Raw genomic sequence first — 17,177 nt, 5'->3', positions numbered from 1 at the left:
CCGCCCATCCCTAGCCCGAGGCCGAACCCCGCTCCGGTGACGAGGACGAGGTGGTCATCGAGCAATCGCATAGGGTGCCTCTCCTTGTCGAGCGGTTCAGCTGGTGGGAGCGGGGACGACGAGGTCGGGGTTCTTGGTCGAGGCCAGCGCGAGGGCGTCGGCCCAACTGCCGCCACGCTCGAGGATCTTGCGGTAGCCACGCAGGGACGCGACGCAGCCACAGGACACGACCGCATGGAACTCGCCGCCTGCGCCGTAGAGCACGAGGTACTCGTCGGCGCCGACGGTGCCCTCGACGACGAGCCCCTCGTCCTCGGGGCGCACGCGCCCGTAGTTGTGGAATCGGCGGCCGTACTGCTCGGTCCAGAAGTACGGAGCACGGGTGTAGGGCTCTGTGGTGCCCCGGGCCAGGTTGAGCCCGACGTGCCGTCCGTGCTCGATGGCGTGCGTCCAGTGCTCCACCCGAGGGGTGCCGGGCAGGAGGGGGTGGGTGATCCGGGCGACGTCGCCGGTGGCCCAGACCCCGGGGATGTTGGTGCGTCCCGCGGAGTCGACCACGACGCCGTCGTCGAGGTCGACGCCCGACCCCAGGAGCCACTCGTCGTTGGCATCGACCCCGACGCCCACGACGACGAAGCCGGTGCGGTGGACCGATCCGTCGGACAGATGGACGGCGTAGGACCCGGCGCGGCCGGTGATGGCAGTGACCGTCACGCCGAGCTTCATGTCGATCCCGTGTGCTTGGTGCAGGTCGCGGACGGCCTCGGCGACGGGCTCTCCGACCAGCCTCCGCAGGGGCAGGTCGAGGTCGTTGATCAGCGTGACCGCGACCTTGTGCCCCGAGATGTTGGCCGCGATCTCCAATCCGATGAGGCCGGCTCCGACGAGGGTGACCTCGCCGTAGCGGGCGGCTGCCCTGCGCAGCACCGTGAGATCCTCGGGAGTGCGCAGGACGGGGAGTCGCTCACCTTCCCCGGTGATGAGGGTGCGGGGGCGGCTCCCCGTCGCGATCACGACCGCGTCCCACGGGATGGCGTCGCCGTGGTCGGTGACTACGTAGTGCCGGTCGACGTCCAGGCCGACGGCCCGGCGACCGAGTACCAGCTCGATCCCCGCCTTCGCAAGCCGCTCGGGGGTCCGGAGGGCGTGCAGCTCGGGTGGGCCCTGGGAAGCGAGCAGCGTCTTGGACAGCGTCGGGCGGTCGTAAGGCTGATGATGCTCGTCGCCCAGTACCACGATGCTGCCCTCGAACCCGCCCTCGCGCAGCCCGTCCGCAGCGCTCAACCCCGCCGCGGAGGCACCGACGACGACCGCGACGCGCATGACAGGACGGTCGTTGCCGGGCTCGACGGCGGACGTCATGGCTGTACCTGGCCGATCTGCAGAGCCTGGGCCGGGCACACCCGGACCGCTTCCGCCAGGTCCTCCCGGTCGGAGGCATCGACGTGGGTGCCCAGCAGGACGGCCACCGGGCTGCCCGGCGGCGTCGCTATCACGTCCGGCAGGATGCCGACGCAGATGCCGTAGGCCTGGCAGCGGTCGGTGTCCAGGAGCACCTCGCTCCGGTCACTCACAGGAACACCGCCAGGTTGGGGGTGGCGATGCCGACCTCGGTCAGGATGACCTCGCGGGTGAGCAGCTTCAGCCCGTCGCCCGTGCGCCGGAGGGTGTCGTTGCGACGGCACGGGATGAGGTCGAAGTGTTCGTCGATGCCCCGCTGCCGGTACAGCAGCAAGGAGCTGGACACCCGGACGACGTCGCCCTGCACACCCTCGACGACGATCGAGCCGACAAGTCGCATGGTGCGCGACGGCGGGATCTCGGAGTAGGCGTTGCCGGTGGCGTACCGGTCCAAGCGCAGCCGGATATGCGCCTTGGTGTCCCGCACGCGGTAGCTTCTCCGGTTCACCTCGTCGGAGCGGCGCTCGGTCGCCTGGCGGGACGGGATCGAGTAGACGAACTCGTCGTCGAGGAGCTGGAACCAGTCCTCCTCCCTGCCCTCGTCGAGGAGCTTGGCCTCCAGGCCCAGCAGCTGGGCGACCCGGTCGGGCAGGTCGGCGTCGACGTCGGCGGGGGCCACGACATCCAGGTTGTCGATGCTCATGACGCGAACGTCCCTGCGGTGTTGGGCTGAGCTCCGAACCGGAGCGTCCTCAGCCAGTGGCGGTAGAAGTTGAGCTGGTTGTGCTCGCCGTAGCCGGTGCCGCGCTTGATCCCGCGCCCCTGGTAGGCCGGGTCGGGCTCACGTTCGACGCTGCGGTGCGCCTGCTCGAAGTTGAACTGCATGTCCTCGCGCTTCATCCATGGGCTCTTGGCCGCCTTCGGGGCGCCCTCCCACGCGACGGTGTCGTCGACCTCGAAGGTGCCGGCGGACCCGAAGACGAACTGGCCGGCCACGGCCGAGGCCAGGGACTCCTCCTCGCTCTGGAAGTCCCAGACGAACTGCCAGTTCCAGACCTCCATCTGGCCGGGGCCGATGGGCTGCCACTGGCGGAAGATCGTGGCCACCGCCATCTGCATGGTGAACTGCCCGTCGGTGGCCAGCGGGATCGGCGCCCGAACGAAGCTGAGGTTGGGAAAGATGTTCCCGATGATGGGCGGTTCGTGGGTGACGATGTGCTGCTGGGCCTCGTCGAGGCCGCTCAGGTCGAACTTCGCCGCGGTCTCCGCGCCGTAGCCCCAGAAGGTGAACTCGGGCCCCGCCACCTCGGTGAAGGGCATGTTGATCGAATAGTGGCCGCTGCCGAAGTCGTAGAGCCGGGTGACCTCCACGTTGGCCTTCGTGCCCTGAATGATCCGGATCTGCTCGTTGCTGTAGTGCAGGGTGCCCACGTGGTAGGCGTCGCCGCTGAAGTTCTCCGCACCGGTCTTCCAGTCGGACTTCAGCTTGTAGCGCTCCGGCGGACCGGCCACGCGCATGCCCTTCGGGTGCAGGTCGACCAACATCTCCAGCATCCAGGCGGCATCGCCCAGGTACTCCTCGAGCGAGGGGCCCTCGGCGGCCAGGCTGGCGAAGATCATCCCCGAGCGGACATCGACACGTGGGGCCCGGAACAGGCCCCACTCCTTGGCGTCGAGGGGGGTGCCATAGGCGCCCCGCATGTTCGGGGTGCCGACCAGATCGCCGTTGTTGGAGTAGGTCCAGCCGTGGTATGGGCACTTGAAGAACCGTGAGTTTCCGGTGTCGGTCTGGCAGACCTGCGTCCCGCGGTGTCGGCAGTAGTTCGACAGCACGTTGACCCCGCCGTGGCCGTCGCGGGTGACGATGACCGGGTCGACCCCGATCCGGCGCTGCACGAAGTCGCCCGGGTTCGGGATCTCGCTCTCGTGGGCCACGAAGACCCAGCAGGTGCCGAACACCTGGTCCATCTCTGCGGCGAACAGCGCGTCGTCGTTGAAGATCTCGGCTGGGAGCCGATCCTCGGCCAGCGCTTGCTCGACACGGTGCAGGAGCGGATCGATGTCGAGCTCCGTCACGGCAATGGGATTGGTAGCAGTCATGGCGGTCCCTCGAGTTCGGCCGGACGACAACGGCAGGCAGCTCTGTGCGCCGCACGCTATAACTCAGGTCACACAGTGAGAAGTCGAGTCGCGTCGATGCATGCCCATCGGTTTCGTCGATGCATCCGTCCGGAGTGTCATCGGCGCCGGGCATCCTCGGACGAGGTGTCGACGACGTGAAGCGCTTCGGCGGCGGAGGCTGTGGTCCCACGGAAGGTGGCGTGTGCCGGCGCCGAGGGAGCCTGTGTGGATCATCCCGGTCTTGCTCACCATCGATCTGATCGATTCGCGCGCATCTAGACAGATTGTTTGAGGTGCGTGACCGTTGCTTCTAACTTCCGGCGTGGGGCCGCAGATCCTGTCCCCATCGAGCCGTCCGCAGGCAGAGCGCCGCACGACTGAACACCGCGGCGGGATGCAGTACGGCAGACCGCTGCATCAGGCCGCCGGACAGGGCGCGCCGACCAGGAAGGACCTCCGTGATACAGCCACTGATCACCCATCTGCGACACGTCGACCTCGCCGTGCCCGACCTGGCCAAGCAGCGGGACTTCTACACCGGCGCGTGGGGCCTGACCGCCGAGCACAGCGATTCGGGGCTGACCTACCTCGCCGCGGAGGGCAGCCCCGAGCAGTTCGTCGTCCGGCTACGAGAGGCAGCCGACAAGCGGATCGACCTGATCGCCTTCGGTGCCGCCACCCCCGGAGGCGTGGACACTCTGGCCACCAAGCTGAGCCGCGAGGGCGTGCAGCTGGTGAACGAGCCCGGCGCTCTGCAGACACCAGGCGGCGGCTACGGCTTCCGGTTCTTCGACAACGAGGGCCGCACCGTGGAGATCAGCGCCGACGTCTCGGTGCGCACACACCGCCAAATCGAACAGGGCGAGTCGATCCCCGTCCGGCTCTCCCACGTCGTGATCAACTCTCCTGACCTGGACGGCACTCGCGCCTTCTACGAGCGGCACTTGGGCTTCCGACTCTCAGACTCCCTCATGCACCCGCAGATGGGCCAGATGATGCACTTCCTGCGGATCAACAAGTGGCATCACAGCCTGGCCATCGCCCGTGGCCCGCACCCGTCCCTGCACCACGCGTCCTTCGAGCTGCGCGGCATCGACGAGTACATGCGCGGCACCGGCCGGCTGCTGCGGGCCGGTGTGGAGAAGCTCTGGGGACCGGGCAGGCACCTGGCCGGCAACAACACCTTCACCTACTTCCTGGACCCGCACGGCAACACCGTGGAGTACACGACCGAGCTCGAGATCATCGACGAGGACACCTGGCACCCGCACATGTACGACTTCACCCAGCCCGGGGTGTCCGACCAGTGGGGCACTGCCAACGCGATGAACGAGTTCCTCGCGGCGAAGTCCTACAACGACCTGGACAAGGGCCTGTACGTCGCCCCGCCCGTCTGAGCAACCGCACCTTCGCCGTTCTACAGCCGATCCTCATCAGGGCAAGGGATTCCCGGGCATGACGGTCTTCCTCTCCGACGCCGACGTCCGATCGGTGTTCGACTGGCCCCTCGCCATCTCCGCCCTCCGCGAGGCCTACGCGCAGGAGGCCGACGAGAAGCGCTACCCGGCACGGACCATGGCTCGTGGCGGGAGCGCGTGGCTGCGCACGCTCAGCGGTGTGGCGGCCGACACCGACCTCATGGGCGCCAAGCTGATCGCGGTGTCGCTGTCCTCGCGGCGGACGTCGTACCTCATCCCGCTGTTCGACCAGCGCTCGGCCGAGCTGGTCGCGTTGCTGGACGGGCACTCGGTCACCGGATACCGGACCGCGGCGACCTCGGCGTTGGCGGCGGACCTGCTCGCCGTCGACGGTCTGCTGGAGGTCGCCGTCATCGGCTCGGGCTTCGAGGCCAGGAACCACGTCCGTGCGCTGGTCGCCGTCCGTGACCTCAAGGCAGTCCGGGTCTTCAGCCCGCGGGCGGAGAGCCGGGCCCGTTTCGTCGACGAGCTCGCTGACCTGCCGGTCGCGGTCGTCCCCGCCGAGTCGGCCGAGGCGGCTCTCCTCGGCGCGTCACTGGTGATCTGCGCGGCGCGGTCCCGGGACGAGAGTCCGACTCTGCACGGGGCCTGGCTCCGCCCTGGGATCACCGTGGTGTCCATCGGGTCCACGCTGCCCGAGCAGCGGGAGGTCGACACCGACGTACTCGACCGGGCTGATGTCATTGTCGCCGACATGGTCGAGGAGGTCTTGGAGGACACCGGCGACCTGATAGCGGCCCGGGCCGTCGGCATCGATCCGGTGGGGAAGACCACGTCCCTCTCCGACGTGGTCTCCGGCCGCCACCCTGGCCGCACTTCTCCCGACCAGGTCGTCCTCTACAAGTCGGTGGGGGCGGCGCTGCAGGACCTCGCTGTGGCCAGCCGATGCGCCCAGGTCGCCGAGCAGCGGGGCGTGGGGATCCAGCTGCCGGTCAGCATCCAGCCGGTCCAGAAATGACCACCAGGACCGCCGACGGCCGCGTACGGGTGGTCCCTCGCTGCTGCGGTCGGCCGCCTACGGCGCGGCGCCCAGCCGGGCGCAGACCACCGCGGCGCTAGAGGCGGCCCACCGCGCGCTGCCAGGCCGGCGGGCCCGGTCGGGCAAGCAACGGGCGCGGGAGGGGTCGGTTCACGGTATCGACGAGTACCTGGAGTCCAAGTACCTGGCATGTGACGGCGCGGGCGACTACGAGGACCCCGCCCAGTCCGACCACCCGAGAGGAAGACAATGGCCGTCTACACCCGCGCCGAGGCTCGCGACTGGGCCCGCGAGAAGCTCGTCGGTGCCGTGAACTGCACCATCCCGTCATTCACCGCAGACTTGAAGCAGATCAACGAGAAGGGCATCCGGCACGACGCACGCTTGGCGGTCGAGCACGGGTTCCTCGGGACCCTCGCTGTCTCCGAGGTCAACATCACCCTTCCCGAGTACCTGGAGTTCCTCCGGATCACCCGCGACGAGGTGGGTTCCGATTTCGTCGTCGTCCACCACGGCAGCTGGAGCACGCTGGAGGACAACATCGAGGCCGTGCGCGGTGCGGAAGAGGCCGACGCCGACATCGTCTTGCTGTCCTACCCGCCGAACTTCTATCCGGAGTCGGAGCAAGAGATCTACGACTACACCAAGGCCGTCTGCGACGCGACGGACCTGGCCGTCATCCTGTTCCCGATGTTCCTGTGGGGCTTCAGCCCGCGGATCCACCCGTCCGACATCCCCGTCCGGTTGATTCGCCGGCTGCTCGACGACTGCCCCAACATCGCCGTGATCAAGGCCGAGGGTGGCTTCCCCTACACCCAGGGGATCGTGGACTGCTACCGACTATTCGGTGAGGAGGTGGTCATCTCCGTGCCCATCGAGGCCGAGCTGTTCACGCTGTCGAACCTGATCCCGGTCCAGTTGTCGGCCACCAGTGATCACGAGTACTACGGCCCGATGATCCCCCGTGCCATGGAGCTGCTCCGCGCCGGGAAGCTCGACGACGCGTCGGCCCTGTACTGGCAGCTGCACCCGGCCCGCAAGGCGAAGGCCGCGCTCGCCCAGGCGCTCAACGGGGGTGCGTTCATCAATCGAATGGCGTGGAAGTTCCAGGGGTGGCTCCAGGGCTACAACGGCGGTCCGCTGCGGCTGCCGACCCAGCGCATCCATGCCCCCCAGATGGCCGCGCTGCGGAAGGGCCTCATCGACGCCGACCTCGAGCCCAGCATGGATCCCTTCCGAGATTTCTTCATCGGCCGGAATCCGGCCTGACCCCAGAGGACCGACGTCATGCGCTTCGCCACCTGGGACGATCAGGGGACCATCTCCGCCGGCGTGGTCGGCGAGCACGGCCTGCACCCCCTGCCGTCCGGCACCACCATCCTCGACCTCGTCCGGTCCGGGCTGCCCGCTGCCGTGGCAGCCGGCACGGCTGCGCTGTCGACGCAGCCCGTGCCGGTCGGGGGCGTGCGGCTGCTGCCGCCGCTGAACCCGCCGAGCGTTCGTGACTTCATCGCGTTCGAGGAGCACGTCGAGGGCGTCGCCCAGCTGATGGTGGACGGCGGCACGGTAGCGTCCGAGTGGTACGAGGCGCCGACGTTCTACTTCACCAATCCACACGCACTCGTGGGCGCGCACGACGACGTACCGGTGCCCCCCGGCTCCCGACTGTTCGACTTCGAGATGGAGGTCGCCGTCGTTGTGGGCCGGGACGGCGCGTCGCTGAGCCCTGAGCAGGCCCGGGGCCACATCTTCGGCTACACGGTGTTCAACGACTGGTCGGCACGTGACCTGCAGCGTCGAGAGATGAAGGTCGGCCTCGGCCCGGCCAAGGGCAAGGACTCCGCGACGACCCTCGGGCCCTGGCTCGTCACGGCCGATGAGGTGGAGCCCTACCGGGACCCCGACGGTTTCCTGGCTCTGGACCTGCGGGTCTCGGTCAACGGCGTCGAGGTCGGGCACGACCTGCTGTCCAATATGGGATGGACCTTCGACGAGTTGATCTCCTACGCCTCTCGCGGCACGGTGGTGCGCGCCGGGGACGTGCTCGGATCCGGCACCTGCGGCAACGGAGGGTGTCTCGCCGAGCTGTGGGGCACCCGAGGGGAGGACGCTCCTCCATCTCTGCGGCCGGGCGACGTCGTCGAGATGACCGTCGAGGGGATCGGAACCATCCGCAACCGGGTCGTCGCAGGCGACGAGCTCGCCACGGTGGCGCCGGCTCGGCCCCGTCCCCGCCGTCGGACCCGGTAGGCCTGGGGCGCCTTCGGATCGCGCGCGATCTGGCTGGGCTCACACAGGCCGCGCTCGCGCGAGACATCGAGGTCACGCAAGCGGCGGTGAGCCAGTTCGAGGGCGGTGCCGCGAATCCCAGTCCGTCGACGCTGACTCGGCTCGCCGAGGCCCTCGACGTTCCCGAGCCCTTCCTCGTTCGGCCGCTCGTCGACACCCACGAGGGCTTCTTCCGCTCACTGCGTCGGACAGCGGTGAGCGCGCGGCGACATGCCCGTGCTGTCGCCCACGTCGCGCACGACGTGGCGCTGCATGCAGCCGACGAAGGGCTGCTCGATGCTCACGCCGTTCCCAGGATTGATCTCCAGCTTGATGCATCAGTGAGGGAGATCGAGGAAACTGCGGGAGGCATCAGAGAAGCTTGGAAAATACCGGCTGGTCCGATCGGCGACGTCGTCGGCGTCCTGGAGCAACACGGGGTGACCGTCATCCGCCTCCCGCTCAGCACGGCGGCTGTTGATGCATTCTCGTTGCCGTTCGCCGACCACCCGGTGGTCGTACTCGGTGCCGACAAGAACGATCGCGCCCGGTCCCGATTCGACGGCGCACACTCGCGGCAGCGGTCCCGGTGCGGGCGGCGGTGTTGATCTGGTCGAGCTCGTGTGCGGTGAGGGCGCGTCGGGGGCTGGGGAGTCGGCGGGGTTTGGCGATTCGGTGGGCAGGGCTGGTGCCGGGGGCGATGAGGTTGTCGGCGATGGCGCGGGTGTAGATGGCGCGGGCGGCGGCGATGACGTGTTCGCCGGCGTGTCGGCCGTGGCGGCCGTTGCGGCGGGTCCGGGCGGTGGCGGCTGCGGCGTGTTGCATGGCTTCGATGTCGCTGGCGGTGATCTGGTCGAGGCGGCGGTGGCCCCAGGCGGTGAGCATGCGTTGCCAGTAGCTGCCGTAGGTGCGGTTCGCGCCGGGACCGGCCGCGGCGATGACGTGCGGTAGGTACTCGGCCAGCGTCGGCACGCTCGACATCTGTGCGGACGTGACCGAGTCGGGGCGGTTCAGGTCGTCGAGGGTGACGCCGAGCTGGTCGAGCAGGAGGTGCGCGGCGGCGATCCGGTTCGGGTCATTGGTCATCGTGCCCGCCCAACAGATCGACGTAGTGGGCGGCCAGGAGGCGAGCCACGAGCCTCACGGCTGGATGACGAGGCTCTGCTCAGCGACCGAGGCGGCGAGTAGGACGGGTGGACCCGGTTCGATGCCACACATGTGGCGCGCTGCCGCGGGTAACGGGAGTGCGCCCCGGCTGTCCAGGGCATGTGAGCCGGTCCGGGCTGGTTGCACGACGATCAGCCCGTGGACCACGTCCAAGGCGAGTCGCTGTCCGGGTGCCCAGCCCAATGCGTGGAGCAGCCGGCGTTCGTGGAGGCGGCCGGAGCGGTCGATGCGGGCCATCCCGACGAGGAGGTCGTCGACGCTGGACGTCGGCAGGGCCGGTGCGGGCAGTGTTGGCAGCGGGGCGGGGGAGTGTGGTGGCGGTTCGGCGTGCACGTCCGGCAGCAGCGCCGCGATCAGCCGCTCCTGGACGGCCGGTGGTGGCGTGCGGGTGCGTCTCATCGCGGCATCGTCCGCGGCAGGCAACGCGCCGCGTCGCGGCGTGACCGGGATCCGAGCTGGTCAGGTGCGCCACATGGTGGGCGTCTCGCCCACCCGGCCCGCCCGACTGTCACCGGAGTGGTGAAATTCCACCAAAACTGGTGCGCAGCTACCTCGGCTGATGGCGTTCCTGGGCGCCGGGGTGCCGCCCGCCCAACGCTATCCGCCGACCAATTGACGCTTAGCTGTCAAGCTGCGGGTGATCTCGCCGTTACCGGAGATCGTCGACATCGGCCCGCCCGGTCACGGTCGAGGAGTGTCACACCGTCCCAGCCGGGACCGAGTACATCGGCGGCCGCCGAGTCACCGGCGGCCGATCCCGGGTGAGGACGGTAAGCGCGATGGCGGATCCGATCGAGCTTCCGGCGTCCGGCAGCGAGGACGCTCTCGTCGACGCGATCGCCGCCGCGACGGCCGGCGACGCGCCGCTGCACCTCGGGCCCCGGCGTCCACTTCCGGCCCGGCTCCGGCGCCGAGGGGCCGATCGAGTTCGACGTGATCATCCGCGGCCGGATCACGATCGACGGCCTGCGGATCGACTGCAACATGGGCACCCAGGGCCTCGTTCTGTCGCCGCCGGCGCCGAACGTGGCGGAGCACTCAACCATGCTCGGCTTCCGCGGGAGGGCGCCTATCGGCACTGCGCCAGGACGAGCTGTGCAACCGCAACATGTGCTCACCGGCGAACAACTTCATCGACTTCGGCTTCACCGTTCTGATGGACTCGGTACTGGCCGACCGGCCGGAACTGGACTTCTTCCTCCCGCTGCTCTCGCCACGCCCCGTGCGGCTGGTCGTTCTTGCGCCCGGCATCGAGGCGTGCCGCCGCAGGACTGCTATGCGCGCCCCGCAGGATCGGTTCGAGTTCGACGGGTACGAGCGGCTCGAAGCCGACATGAAGCGGGAGTTCGGCGACTGCGCCTGGTGGTTCGACACCGCTGCGCTGACCCCGGAGGAGACGGCAGAGCAGCTCGTTGCCGGCGTCGCCCATCGCACCCCACCCCTGCGCCCTGGTTGGAACGCCTGGCTGCGTCAGCTCCACCAGGTGTAGAGCTCTTGCTCGCCGCAGTCCTTGCCCGCATGCTCGGCATCCACGTCACCCTCGCCATTCGCCTTGGCAACGCGCCGGTGCCGGCGACCGGACCGGCTACGCCGCCGCCGTGGTCAGCCCGACCCACGAACCAAGGATCGCTGTGTCCCACCACGAGGAACTGCCAGCTGACGACTCAGCCGTGATCTCGCCCGAACGTGTCGCCGAATTCGAGGACGTCATCCACCGCGTTACAGGCTGGGCCACCGACGGTGACGACGTCGTCGGTCTGCTGCTGGTCGGCTCCTGCGCCCGCAACGCCGCACGACCCGACTCCGACATCGATCTTGTCGTTCTCACCCACGACAGCACCCGCTACGCCGACAGCGCTTGGGCCGACGAGCTTGCCATCGGTGAGCTGATCAGAACCCGAGGATCGGGCGTGCCGGCAGCAGCTCGTGGGCAATCGTTGCGCAATCCTTGGCCCACCGGCCCTGTGGCTGGCTCACCCACTTGGCGACCGCATCGACGAAAGTCCACGCTTGCGCTTTCGCTGCATCGAGATCCTCGACGTCGATCAAGATGTCCAGAATCCTTTGTGGAGTTGCTTCGCCCAGACGTCCCCAGAGCAGGGTTGCGAGTCCGAATTCCCGGTCACCCGCGAAAACATGCGGATCGATGACCAGCCATGGCTCGCGATCGCCGGCCAGCACGTTCTGGTAATGCTGGTCGCTATTGACCAGGAATCGGTTGGCACCAGGACCCAGCTCGCGGCAGATGCCCACGGCCGCATCGAGGAGATGTCTGGGCACGATCTGATCCCGTGCGAGCTCTTCTGTCCATCGTTCCGCCAGGGCCTCCATCGTCCGCAGGCCATCGGATGCCGGTCGGGACAGACGCGAACGTAGCTGCCCTGCGATCGCGGCTCCCTCCTCGACCGGGACCGACTCCAGATTGCGCGTGTGATCAAGCCGCTCCAGCAACATGACACGGTCGGCGGCGTCATGGTCGTACACCTGCACTGCACCGTCGCCGTCCCACAGAGTAAGGGTGAGGAGTTCGCTGGCGAAGAACTCGGATTTCGGATCGATCCGGAGCATGGCTGCGCCCCCGTCCGAGGTCCGCACCGGCTGAACGGTCGCGTTGTTTCCGGTGATCGCCGGACCGTGCTCGACCGATGCTGCGAGCTCCTGAAGATCCACGCGGCCAGCCTCGCTTGCAAGCGCTCCGCCGGGCAAGCGGCCCCGAGCCCAGTAGCAGGCGGACGGCAGGCTCCTCGCCTACTCCTGGCCCGAGGGCCAACCTGGCACACCGAGGGCGTCGATCAAACAGACGGCTGGGACCTGCAGGTGTTGGGCGGCCGGCCGGTGCTGCGCCAGACTGCTCATATGAGCAATTTCGTCGTGATGCCCTGACGCCGAAATGCGGTGGAGCCGCGTGAGGGCGTCCCGGCGAACGTCGGTTGGATCAGAAGACCACGACGGGTTTGACGGTGGCGCCGGATGCGGAGTCGGCGAAGGCGGTGTTGATGTCGTCGAGCTTGTAGGCCCTGACGAGCTTGTCGAGGGGGAAACGTCCCTGCTTCCACAGCTCCACCAGCCGCGGGATGAAGACCTGCGGGACCGAGCTGCCCTGGACGATCGTCTTGAACGTCCAGCCCTTCACCAGGGAGGGGATGTCGATGTCGATGCTCGCCTTCGTCCCAGCCGCTGCTGCTCCGACCAGTGCCAGGGTTCCGCGGATGGAGAGCGCACCGGCCGCGGCGGTCACCACCGCGGGCACACCGGTGGTGTCGAGGACGTAGTTGATGCCGTCGCCAGCGGTGATCGTTGACAGCTCAGCAGCTATGTCCGTCGTCTGGGGATTGATGGTGTGGGTGGCACCGACCTCGCGGGCCAGCTCCAGGCGGGAGTCGTGCAGGTCCACTGCGACGATCGTCGTGCAGCCGGCCACCCGGGCGGCCATGACGGCGGCGAGGCCGACGGCTCCAGCGCCGGTAACCGCGAACGACGACCCGGCCGGGGGGCGGAGCTCGTTGAGCACGGAGCCGGCGCCGGTGTTGATCCCGCAGCCCAGCGGTGCCAACACCTCCGGCGGTGCCGCCGGGTCGACCCGGACGATGCTGGTCTCGACCACGTTGGCGTGGGTCGAGAACGACGACTGCCCGAAGAAGTGCGACGAGATGGGCGTCCCATCCGCCGCGGAGAGGGCGGTGGATCCGTCGGCTCGCCGACCGCCGAAGTCCTCGGCGAGCAGGTTCTCGCAGTAGGCCACGCCCCCGGCGCGGCACTGCCTGCAGGTGCCGCAGTACGCGGCGGCGAGCACGACGTGGTCGCCGGGGCTGACCGTGGTGATCGACCTGCCCACCTGCTCGACGACCCCGGTGCCCTCGTGGCCCAGGACGGCGGGCAGGGGTGTCGGGGCGAGGCCGTCTCGGACGACGGCGTCGGTGTGGCAGATCCCCGTCGCCACCATCCTGACGCGCACCTCGTCGTCACGGATCTCGTCGAGCTCGAGCTGTTCGAGGGTGAGCGGAGCGCCGTGCTCGCGCGCGACCGCTGCGGTGATCGTCGTCATCGAAGTCTCCTCGGTTGCGGGTGGTGGAGCGTCAGCCGGTGTGGCAGGCCGACTGGGATGCGGGGACGTCGAGGGCCGGGTTGCCGTCGAAGAACCCGCTCGGCTTGAGGTGGAAGCCGACGTAGGAAACCGGCATGACGGGCCAGTCCTCAGGACGGGCCACGTGGTGGGCGCCGAACGTGTACCAGACCACCACGTCCTCGCCCCGAAGTGCGCGGTCCTGCTGGACGTACTCCGGTAGGCCGGCACCGCCGCGGCTCTGGTAGGGGTAGTCGCCGGCGGCGTACCGCTCCCGGGGCGCGTACTGCGTGACCCACAGGTGGTGGCCGACGAAGCCGGCGCGTTTGAAGGCGGGTGCGTCCGGATGGAACATGTGGTGGACGTTCTCGCCGGGCATCAGCTTGTAGCCGACCGGGTCGCCGACGTGGTTGAGTCGCTGCTCGTTGACTATCTTCCAGTAGCGGGCCCGGGTGGCGTCGATGTCGCGCTGGGCCTCGGACTCGCGGGTCAGCGGGGTCGACTCGGTGTGCCACGCGTTGCCGTAGGGGTTCTCGTCGCCGAGCGGGTCGGGAACGCTGTCGACCTCGATGACGGTGTTGTGGCAGCCGTCCACGGCCATGTCAAGGCGCGCGCAGAAGAAGTGCTGGTGGTGTGGCGCATAGAGGCCTGGTGCGCACCTCACGCCATGGGTCGGGACCTCACCGTCGCGGTGGGCGCCCATCGACATGATGCCGGTGAGCTTGACCTCGCACTGGATGGTGCCGTCCTGGTAGAGGTACCAGAAGAACCCGTAGTCGTAGTTGGCGAGGGTCATGAACGAGGAGATGACCAGCCGACGGGAGCGGCGGACCTCGACGTTGCCGGTGCGGAAGTCGGTGTGCTTCCACAGCACGCCGTAGTCCTCCTCGTGCATGCAGATGGCGTTCTCGACGACCTGCGCCGTGCCGTCGAGGGTGCTGAGGACGGCGTCGAAGTAGAAGATCTGGCCGAGGCAGTCGCAGCCCAGGGTCAGGCTGTTGACGTTGACCCCGAGCCCGTCCTCACCGCCGTCGAACACGCTCTTGCGGGTGTGCGTCGGCGCGGGGTCGCCGTACGGGACGACCATCTCCGCGATCGACGCCCGGTGCAGGACCGAGCGAAGGGTTCCCCGGTCCTCGTAGCCGAGGGTGTGCAGGACCAGGCCCTCGCGGGGGGTGAAGCCGACGCGGAAGCGCCACTTCTGCCAGCGGACTTCGTAGCCGTCGACCTCGAAGCTCGGGCCTTCCGGCTGAGTGATCTCCAACGGCTTGAGGTCGGTGCGGGGCCCGTCGAAGTGCGGGAAGTTGCCATCGGTCCGCATCCCCGTCGTGGTGTACTCCCCGGGCGCCGGCGGAATGTCCACCACGTCGTGGTCGGTGACCTCCAGGACCTCGCCGCGGTCGAGGTCGACCAGCGCCAGCAGACCCTCGACGGGGTGGGCGTATCCGTTCTCGTCCGCGGAGTTGCGGACGAAGGTCAGCGGTCGGTTCAGCCGCCGGGCAGGCGCGTCCTCCTCGGTCAGGTAGGCCGCCGGCCAGGGATCGATCATCACGTGCTCGAAGTCGGTAACGCCCCGCTTGCGCATGGCGTCCTGCCAGCGCTCGTCGGCCTTGAGCAGGCGCTCGACGGCGAGGAAGTCCTCCTCGGTCAGCGCCGTCTGCGCCTCCGGAACGTGCTCGATCGAGACCACCTCGCCGTGGGTCAGCGACACCACCGCCTCGTACGTCTTCAGGGCCCGGGGGTCTCGCACGACCATGAAGGCCCGACGGTCGATCTCGGCCCCGTCGGTGGAGGCGAGAACCTGGTCCTTGGCCGGTTCGTCGAGCCCGATGCTCACGAAGCGGGCCGGGGCGAACGCGGCGTCGCTGTCCCGCACGACGGCCGCGGCGGCCTCCACCTCCTCGGCGCTCAGCGGATCGAGCGGGTGGGCCAGTCGCGACACCGTAGCCGAGTCCATCCTCCATGGTCCTTTCGTGTGTGGTCGTCGACCAGGAGACCGGGTTGTGGGAGCCGATTGCCCCTCGTCCACTGGCTACTTCAGCCGGCGGATCGAGTGCTCCTCGGCGTACGCGGACAGGCCGGCCTCGCCGAACTCCCGGCCGATACCGCTCTGCTTGATGCCTCCGAAGGGCATGCGCAGGTCGAGCGACTCGAACGAGTGGGTGTTGATGAAGGTGCTGCCCGCCTCGACCCTCCGGGCGAAGGCAAGGCCGCGGTCGGGATCGGAGGTCCACACCGAGGAGCCGAGGCCGTAATCGCTGTCGTTGGCCCAGGTGAGGACCTGGTCCTCGGTGTCGTAGGCGATCAGCGGGATGACCGGACCGAACTGCTCCTCGCAGGAGACCGGCGCGGTGTGCTCGACGTTCCGGACGACGTGCGGCAGGACGTAGTAGCCGTTGTCCCAGGACGAGGGGTCGAGCTTGCGGCCGAGCTCGACCAGGGTGGCCGAAGAGTTCCGGGTCCGGTCGAGGAGGTCGAGGACCTTCTTGTACTGCGCCTCGTTGTTGAGTGGGCCGAAGCTCGCCTCCGGATCCAGGCCGTGGCCGACGGCGTACTGGTCCACTCGTTCGCAGAACGCGTCCGTGAACCGGGTGTACATCGCTCGCGGCACGTATATCCGCTTGACGGCGAAGCAGATCTGGCCGGTGCGGGTGTAGACGCCTTTGAGCATCCGGTCGAGTGTGGCGTCGATGTCGGCGTCGTCGAGCACTATGGCCGGGTCGTTGCCGCCGAGCTCGAGGGTGACGTTCGTGATGGTGGGCGCGGTGGCCTCGACGACCTTTTGGGCGGTCGCTGTGCCGCCGGTGAAGCCGACCTTGCGGACGAGCGGGTGGGTGCACAGGGCCGCACCGACGTCCCCCTCGCCGTGCACGACGTTGAGCACCCCGGGGGGCAGGAGTTCGGCCACGCGCTGCAGCAACAGGGTCAGCGCCGCGGGCGCGAACGGTGAGGGCTTGAGGACGACGGTGTTGCCGGTCGCCAGCGCGGGGGCCAGCTTCATCATCGTCAACACCACCGGCATGTTCCACGGCACGATCGCGGCCGCGACCCCGCGCGGCACCTTCTCGACGCTGATGAAGCTCTGTTCGTCGTCGAACTGAACCGGGCGGAGGAACTCCTCGACCAGGCTCGCGGTGTGCTGCAGCACCCCGGTGCCGAGCCCGAAGTCCGTCTGCGCCTCCCAGAGCACGCCGCCGTGCTCTCGCACCAGCTGCGGGGCCAGCTCCTCGCCGCTGCCGGCGACCACCTCCGCCGCGGCAAGGAGCAGCCGGACGCGCTCGGTGGCAGGGGTGTCGCGCCAGCCGGGGAAGGCCGCGTGGCCGGCCCGGACGGCGTGGTCGACGTCCGCGGCGGTGCCGACGGCGACCTTCGCCACGACCTCGTCGAGGCGGCCCGGGTCGTGGACGTCGCGCACGTCGGACGCGGTCATCTCCCCGTCGATTAGGTGGCCGACGTGGGGGACAGCTGGGTGAGACATGACCGCGTGGTCCTCTCCGGAGAAGTTGAATGACGGTGTCCGACTCAGCGCCGGGACACCGCCCGCAACAAACAGCTGACAAGCGTCGCGCGAGCGGCCGTGCGAGCATCATGGTAGGGATCCATGTATGTGTCAACGCACCGACGACCGTCGCCTGAATGGTCCAGTCGGAAGCGGCGATGTCGCTCATCAGCCCGGGTCGTCCGCGTCGGGTGCGGCGGG

15 protein-coding genes and 2 pseudogenes are annotated in these 17,177 nt (G+C 68.8%); 7 read left to right on the top strand and 10 right to left on the bottom strand.

All coding sequences use genetic code 11. The features are described from left to right. Positions 1 to 96 precede the first annotated feature (96 nt). From K1T35_RS34195 to K1T35_RS34180, 4 genes are read right to left on the bottom strand one after another with little or no spacing between them, the layout of a single operon-like run. A complete protein-coding gene (locus K1T35_RS34195) occupies positions 97 to 1,362 on the bottom strand; it encodes an NAD(P)/FAD-dependent oxidoreductase (protein WP_220255886.1) in 1,266 nt (421 codons plus the stop codon). Then, entirely contained in the window at positions 1,359 to 1,574 is a 216-nt protein-coding gene (locus K1T35_RS34190) for a ferredoxin (RefSeq protein ID WP_220255885.1), read from the bottom strand. Before K1T35_RS34190 ends, K1T35_RS34195 begins: the two co-directional genes overlap by 4 nt. After that, positions 1,571 to 2,104, bottom strand: a complete 534-nt coding sequence (locus K1T35_RS34185; protein ID WP_220255884.1) for an aromatic-ring-hydroxylating dioxygenase subunit beta — start codon at positions 2,102 to 2,104, stop codon at positions 1,571 to 1,573. Before K1T35_RS34185 ends, K1T35_RS34190 begins: the two co-directional genes overlap by 4 nt. Continuing rightward, positions 2,101 to 3,477, bottom strand: a complete 1,377-nt coding sequence (locus tag K1T35_RS34180; protein ID WP_220255883.1) for a Rieske 2Fe-2S domain-containing protein — start codon at positions 3,475 to 3,477, stop codon at positions 2,101 to 2,103. Before K1T35_RS34180 ends, K1T35_RS34185 begins: the two co-directional genes overlap by 4 nt. 503 nt (positions 3,478 to 3,980) lie before the next feature. Here K1T35_RS34180 and K1T35_RS34175 point away from each other — a divergent pair. The 5 genes and pseudogenes from K1T35_RS34175 to K1T35_RS49890 all read left to right on the top strand — a co-directional run. Then, positions 3,981 to 4,919, top strand: a complete 939-nt coding sequence (locus K1T35_RS34175) for a VOC family protein (protein WP_220255882.1) — start codon at positions 3,981 to 3,983, stop codon at positions 4,917 to 4,919. A gap of 58 nt (positions 4,920 to 4,977) precedes the next feature. Further along, positions 4,978 to 5,958, top strand: coding sequence for an ornithine cyclodeaminase family protein (locus K1T35_RS34170; protein ID WP_220255881.1), 981 nt, complete (start codon positions 4,978 to 4,980; stop codon positions 5,956 to 5,958). 270 nt (positions 5,959 to 6,228) lie between these two features. Then, a complete protein-coding gene (locus K1T35_RS34165; RefSeq protein ID WP_220255880.1) occupies positions 6,229 to 7,248 on the top strand; it encodes a dihydrodipicolinate synthase family protein in 1,020 nt (339 codons plus the stop codon). Between the two features lie 18 nt (positions 7,249 to 7,266). Then, positions 7,267 to 8,229 carry a fumarylacetoacetate hydrolase family protein gene (locus K1T35_RS34160; RefSeq protein WP_220255879.1) on the top strand — a complete coding sequence of 321 codons (963 nt, stop codon included), beginning with the start codon at positions 7,267 to 7,269 and terminating at the stop codon, positions 8,227 to 8,229. A 2-nt stretch (positions 8,230 to 8,231) separates the two neighbouring features. Then, positions 8,232 to 8,390 (top strand): annotated as a pseudogene (locus tag K1T35_RS49890) (helix-turn-helix domain-containing protein); the annotation flags it as partial. Between the two features lie 319 nt (positions 8,391 to 8,709). Here K1T35_RS49890 and K1T35_RS34155 read toward each other — a convergent pair. After that, complete coding sequence (locus tag K1T35_RS34155) at positions 8,710 to 9,333, bottom strand: hypothetical protein (RefSeq protein ID WP_220263319.1); 624 nt, start codon at positions 9,331 to 9,333, stop codon at positions 8,710 to 8,712. 54 nt (positions 9,334 to 9,387) lie between these two features. After that, positions 9,388 to 9,813 carry a hypothetical protein gene (locus K1T35_RS34150; RefSeq protein ID WP_220255878.1) on the bottom strand — a complete coding sequence of 142 codons (426 nt, stop codon included), beginning with the start codon at positions 9,811 to 9,813 and terminating at the stop codon, positions 9,388 to 9,390. A gap of 709 nt (positions 9,814 to 10,522) precedes the next feature. On the opposite strand from K1T35_RS34150, the gene K1T35_RS34145 reads away from it, so the two are divergent. Beyond that, entirely contained in the window at positions 10,523 to 10,903 is a 381-nt protein-coding gene (locus tag K1T35_RS34145; RefSeq protein ID WP_220255877.1) for a hypothetical protein, read from the top strand. Positions 10,904 to 11,012: 109 nt separating this feature from the next. Further along, a pseudogene (locus tag K1T35_RS49885) lies at positions 11,013 to 11,213 on the top strand (hypothetical protein); the annotation flags it as partial. Between the two features lie 91 nt (positions 11,214 to 11,304). On the opposite strand, the gene K1T35_RS34135 reads toward K1T35_RS49885, so the two are convergent. The 4 genes from K1T35_RS34135 to K1T35_RS34120 form a co-directional block, all read right to left on the bottom strand. Next, positions 11,305 to 12,084: an aminoglycoside phosphotransferase family protein gene (locus K1T35_RS34135; RefSeq protein ID WP_220255876.1), complete on the bottom strand. Its 780-nt coding sequence runs from the start codon at positions 12,082 to 12,084 to the stop codon at positions 11,305 to 11,307. A 265-nt stretch (positions 12,085 to 12,349) separates the two neighbouring features. After that, positions 12,350 to 13,459 (bottom strand): NAD(P)-dependent alcohol dehydrogenase, encoded by a 1,110-nt coding sequence (locus tag K1T35_RS34130; protein ID WP_220255875.1) that lies wholly within the window; start codon positions 13,457 to 13,459, stop codon positions 12,350 to 12,352. A 31-nt stretch (positions 13,460 to 13,490) separates the two neighbouring features. Next, positions 13,491 to 15,434 (bottom strand): primary-amine oxidase, encoded by a 1,944-nt coding sequence (locus tag K1T35_RS34125; protein WP_220255874.1) that lies wholly within the window; start codon positions 15,432 to 15,434, stop codon positions 13,491 to 13,493. A gap of 75 nt (positions 15,435 to 15,509) precedes the next feature. Then, positions 15,510 to 16,907 (bottom strand): aldehyde dehydrogenase family protein, encoded by a 1,398-nt coding sequence (locus K1T35_RS34120; protein WP_220255873.1) that lies wholly within the window; start codon positions 16,905 to 16,907, stop codon positions 15,510 to 15,512. Between the last annotated feature and the right edge of the window lie 270 nt (positions 16,908 to 17,177).

It is taken from the genome of Pseudonocardia sp. DSM 110487 (assembly GCF_019468565.1).
GTDB lineage: Bacteria > Actinomycetota > Actinomycetes > Mycobacteriales > Pseudonocardiaceae > Pseudonocardia.
The sequence above is the reverse complement of the archived record's forward strand: the minus strand, read 5'-3'. Positions and strand labels throughout refer to the sequence as shown.

What these genes read in the sequence shown, in the direction of transcription:
- K1T35_RS34195 (WP_220255886.1), bottom strand. Translation starts at nt 1,362, where the DNA reads ATGACGTCCGCCGTCGAGCCCGGCAACGACCGTCCTGTCATGCGCGTC.
- K1T35_RS34185 (WP_220255884.1), bottom strand. Translation starts at nt 2,104, where the DNA reads ATGAGCATCGACAACCTGGATGTCGTGGCCCCCGCCGACGTCGACGCC.
- K1T35_RS34170 (WP_220255881.1), top strand. Translation starts at nt 4,978, where the DNA reads ATGACGGTCTTCCTCTCCGACGCCGACGTCCGATCGGTGTTCGACTGG.
- K1T35_RS34165 (WP_220255880.1), top strand. Translation starts at nt 6,229, where the DNA reads ATGGCCGTCTACACCCGCGCCGAGGCTCGCGACTGGGCCCGCGAGAAG.
- K1T35_RS34160 (WP_220255879.1), top strand. Translation starts at nt 7,267, where the DNA reads ATGCGCTTCGCCACCTGGGACGATCAGGGGACCATCTCCGCCGGCGTG.
- K1T35_RS34155 (WP_220263319.1), bottom strand. Translation starts at nt 9,333, where the DNA reads ATGACCAATGACCCGAACCGGATCGCCGCCGCGCACCTCCTGCTCGAC.
- K1T35_RS34150 (WP_220255878.1), bottom strand. Translation starts at nt 9,813, where the DNA reads ATGAGACGCACCCGCACGCCACCACCGGCCGTCCAGGAGCGGCTGATC.
- K1T35_RS34145 (WP_220255877.1), top strand. Translation starts at nt 10,523, where the DNA reads ATGTGCTCACCGGCGAACAACTTCATCGACTTCGGCTTCACCGTTCTG.
- K1T35_RS34130 (WP_220255875.1), bottom strand. Translation starts at nt 13,459, where the DNA reads ATGACGACGATCACCGCAGCGGTCGCGCGCGAGCACGGCGCTCCGCTC.
- K1T35_RS34125 (WP_220255874.1), bottom strand. Translation starts at nt 15,434, where the DNA reads ATGGACTCGGCTACGGTGTCGCGACTGGCCCACCCGCTCGATCCGCTG.
- K1T35_RS34120 (WP_220255873.1), bottom strand. Translation starts at nt 16,907, where the DNA reads ATGACCGCGTCCGACGTGCGCGACGTCCACGACCCGGGCCGCCTCGAC.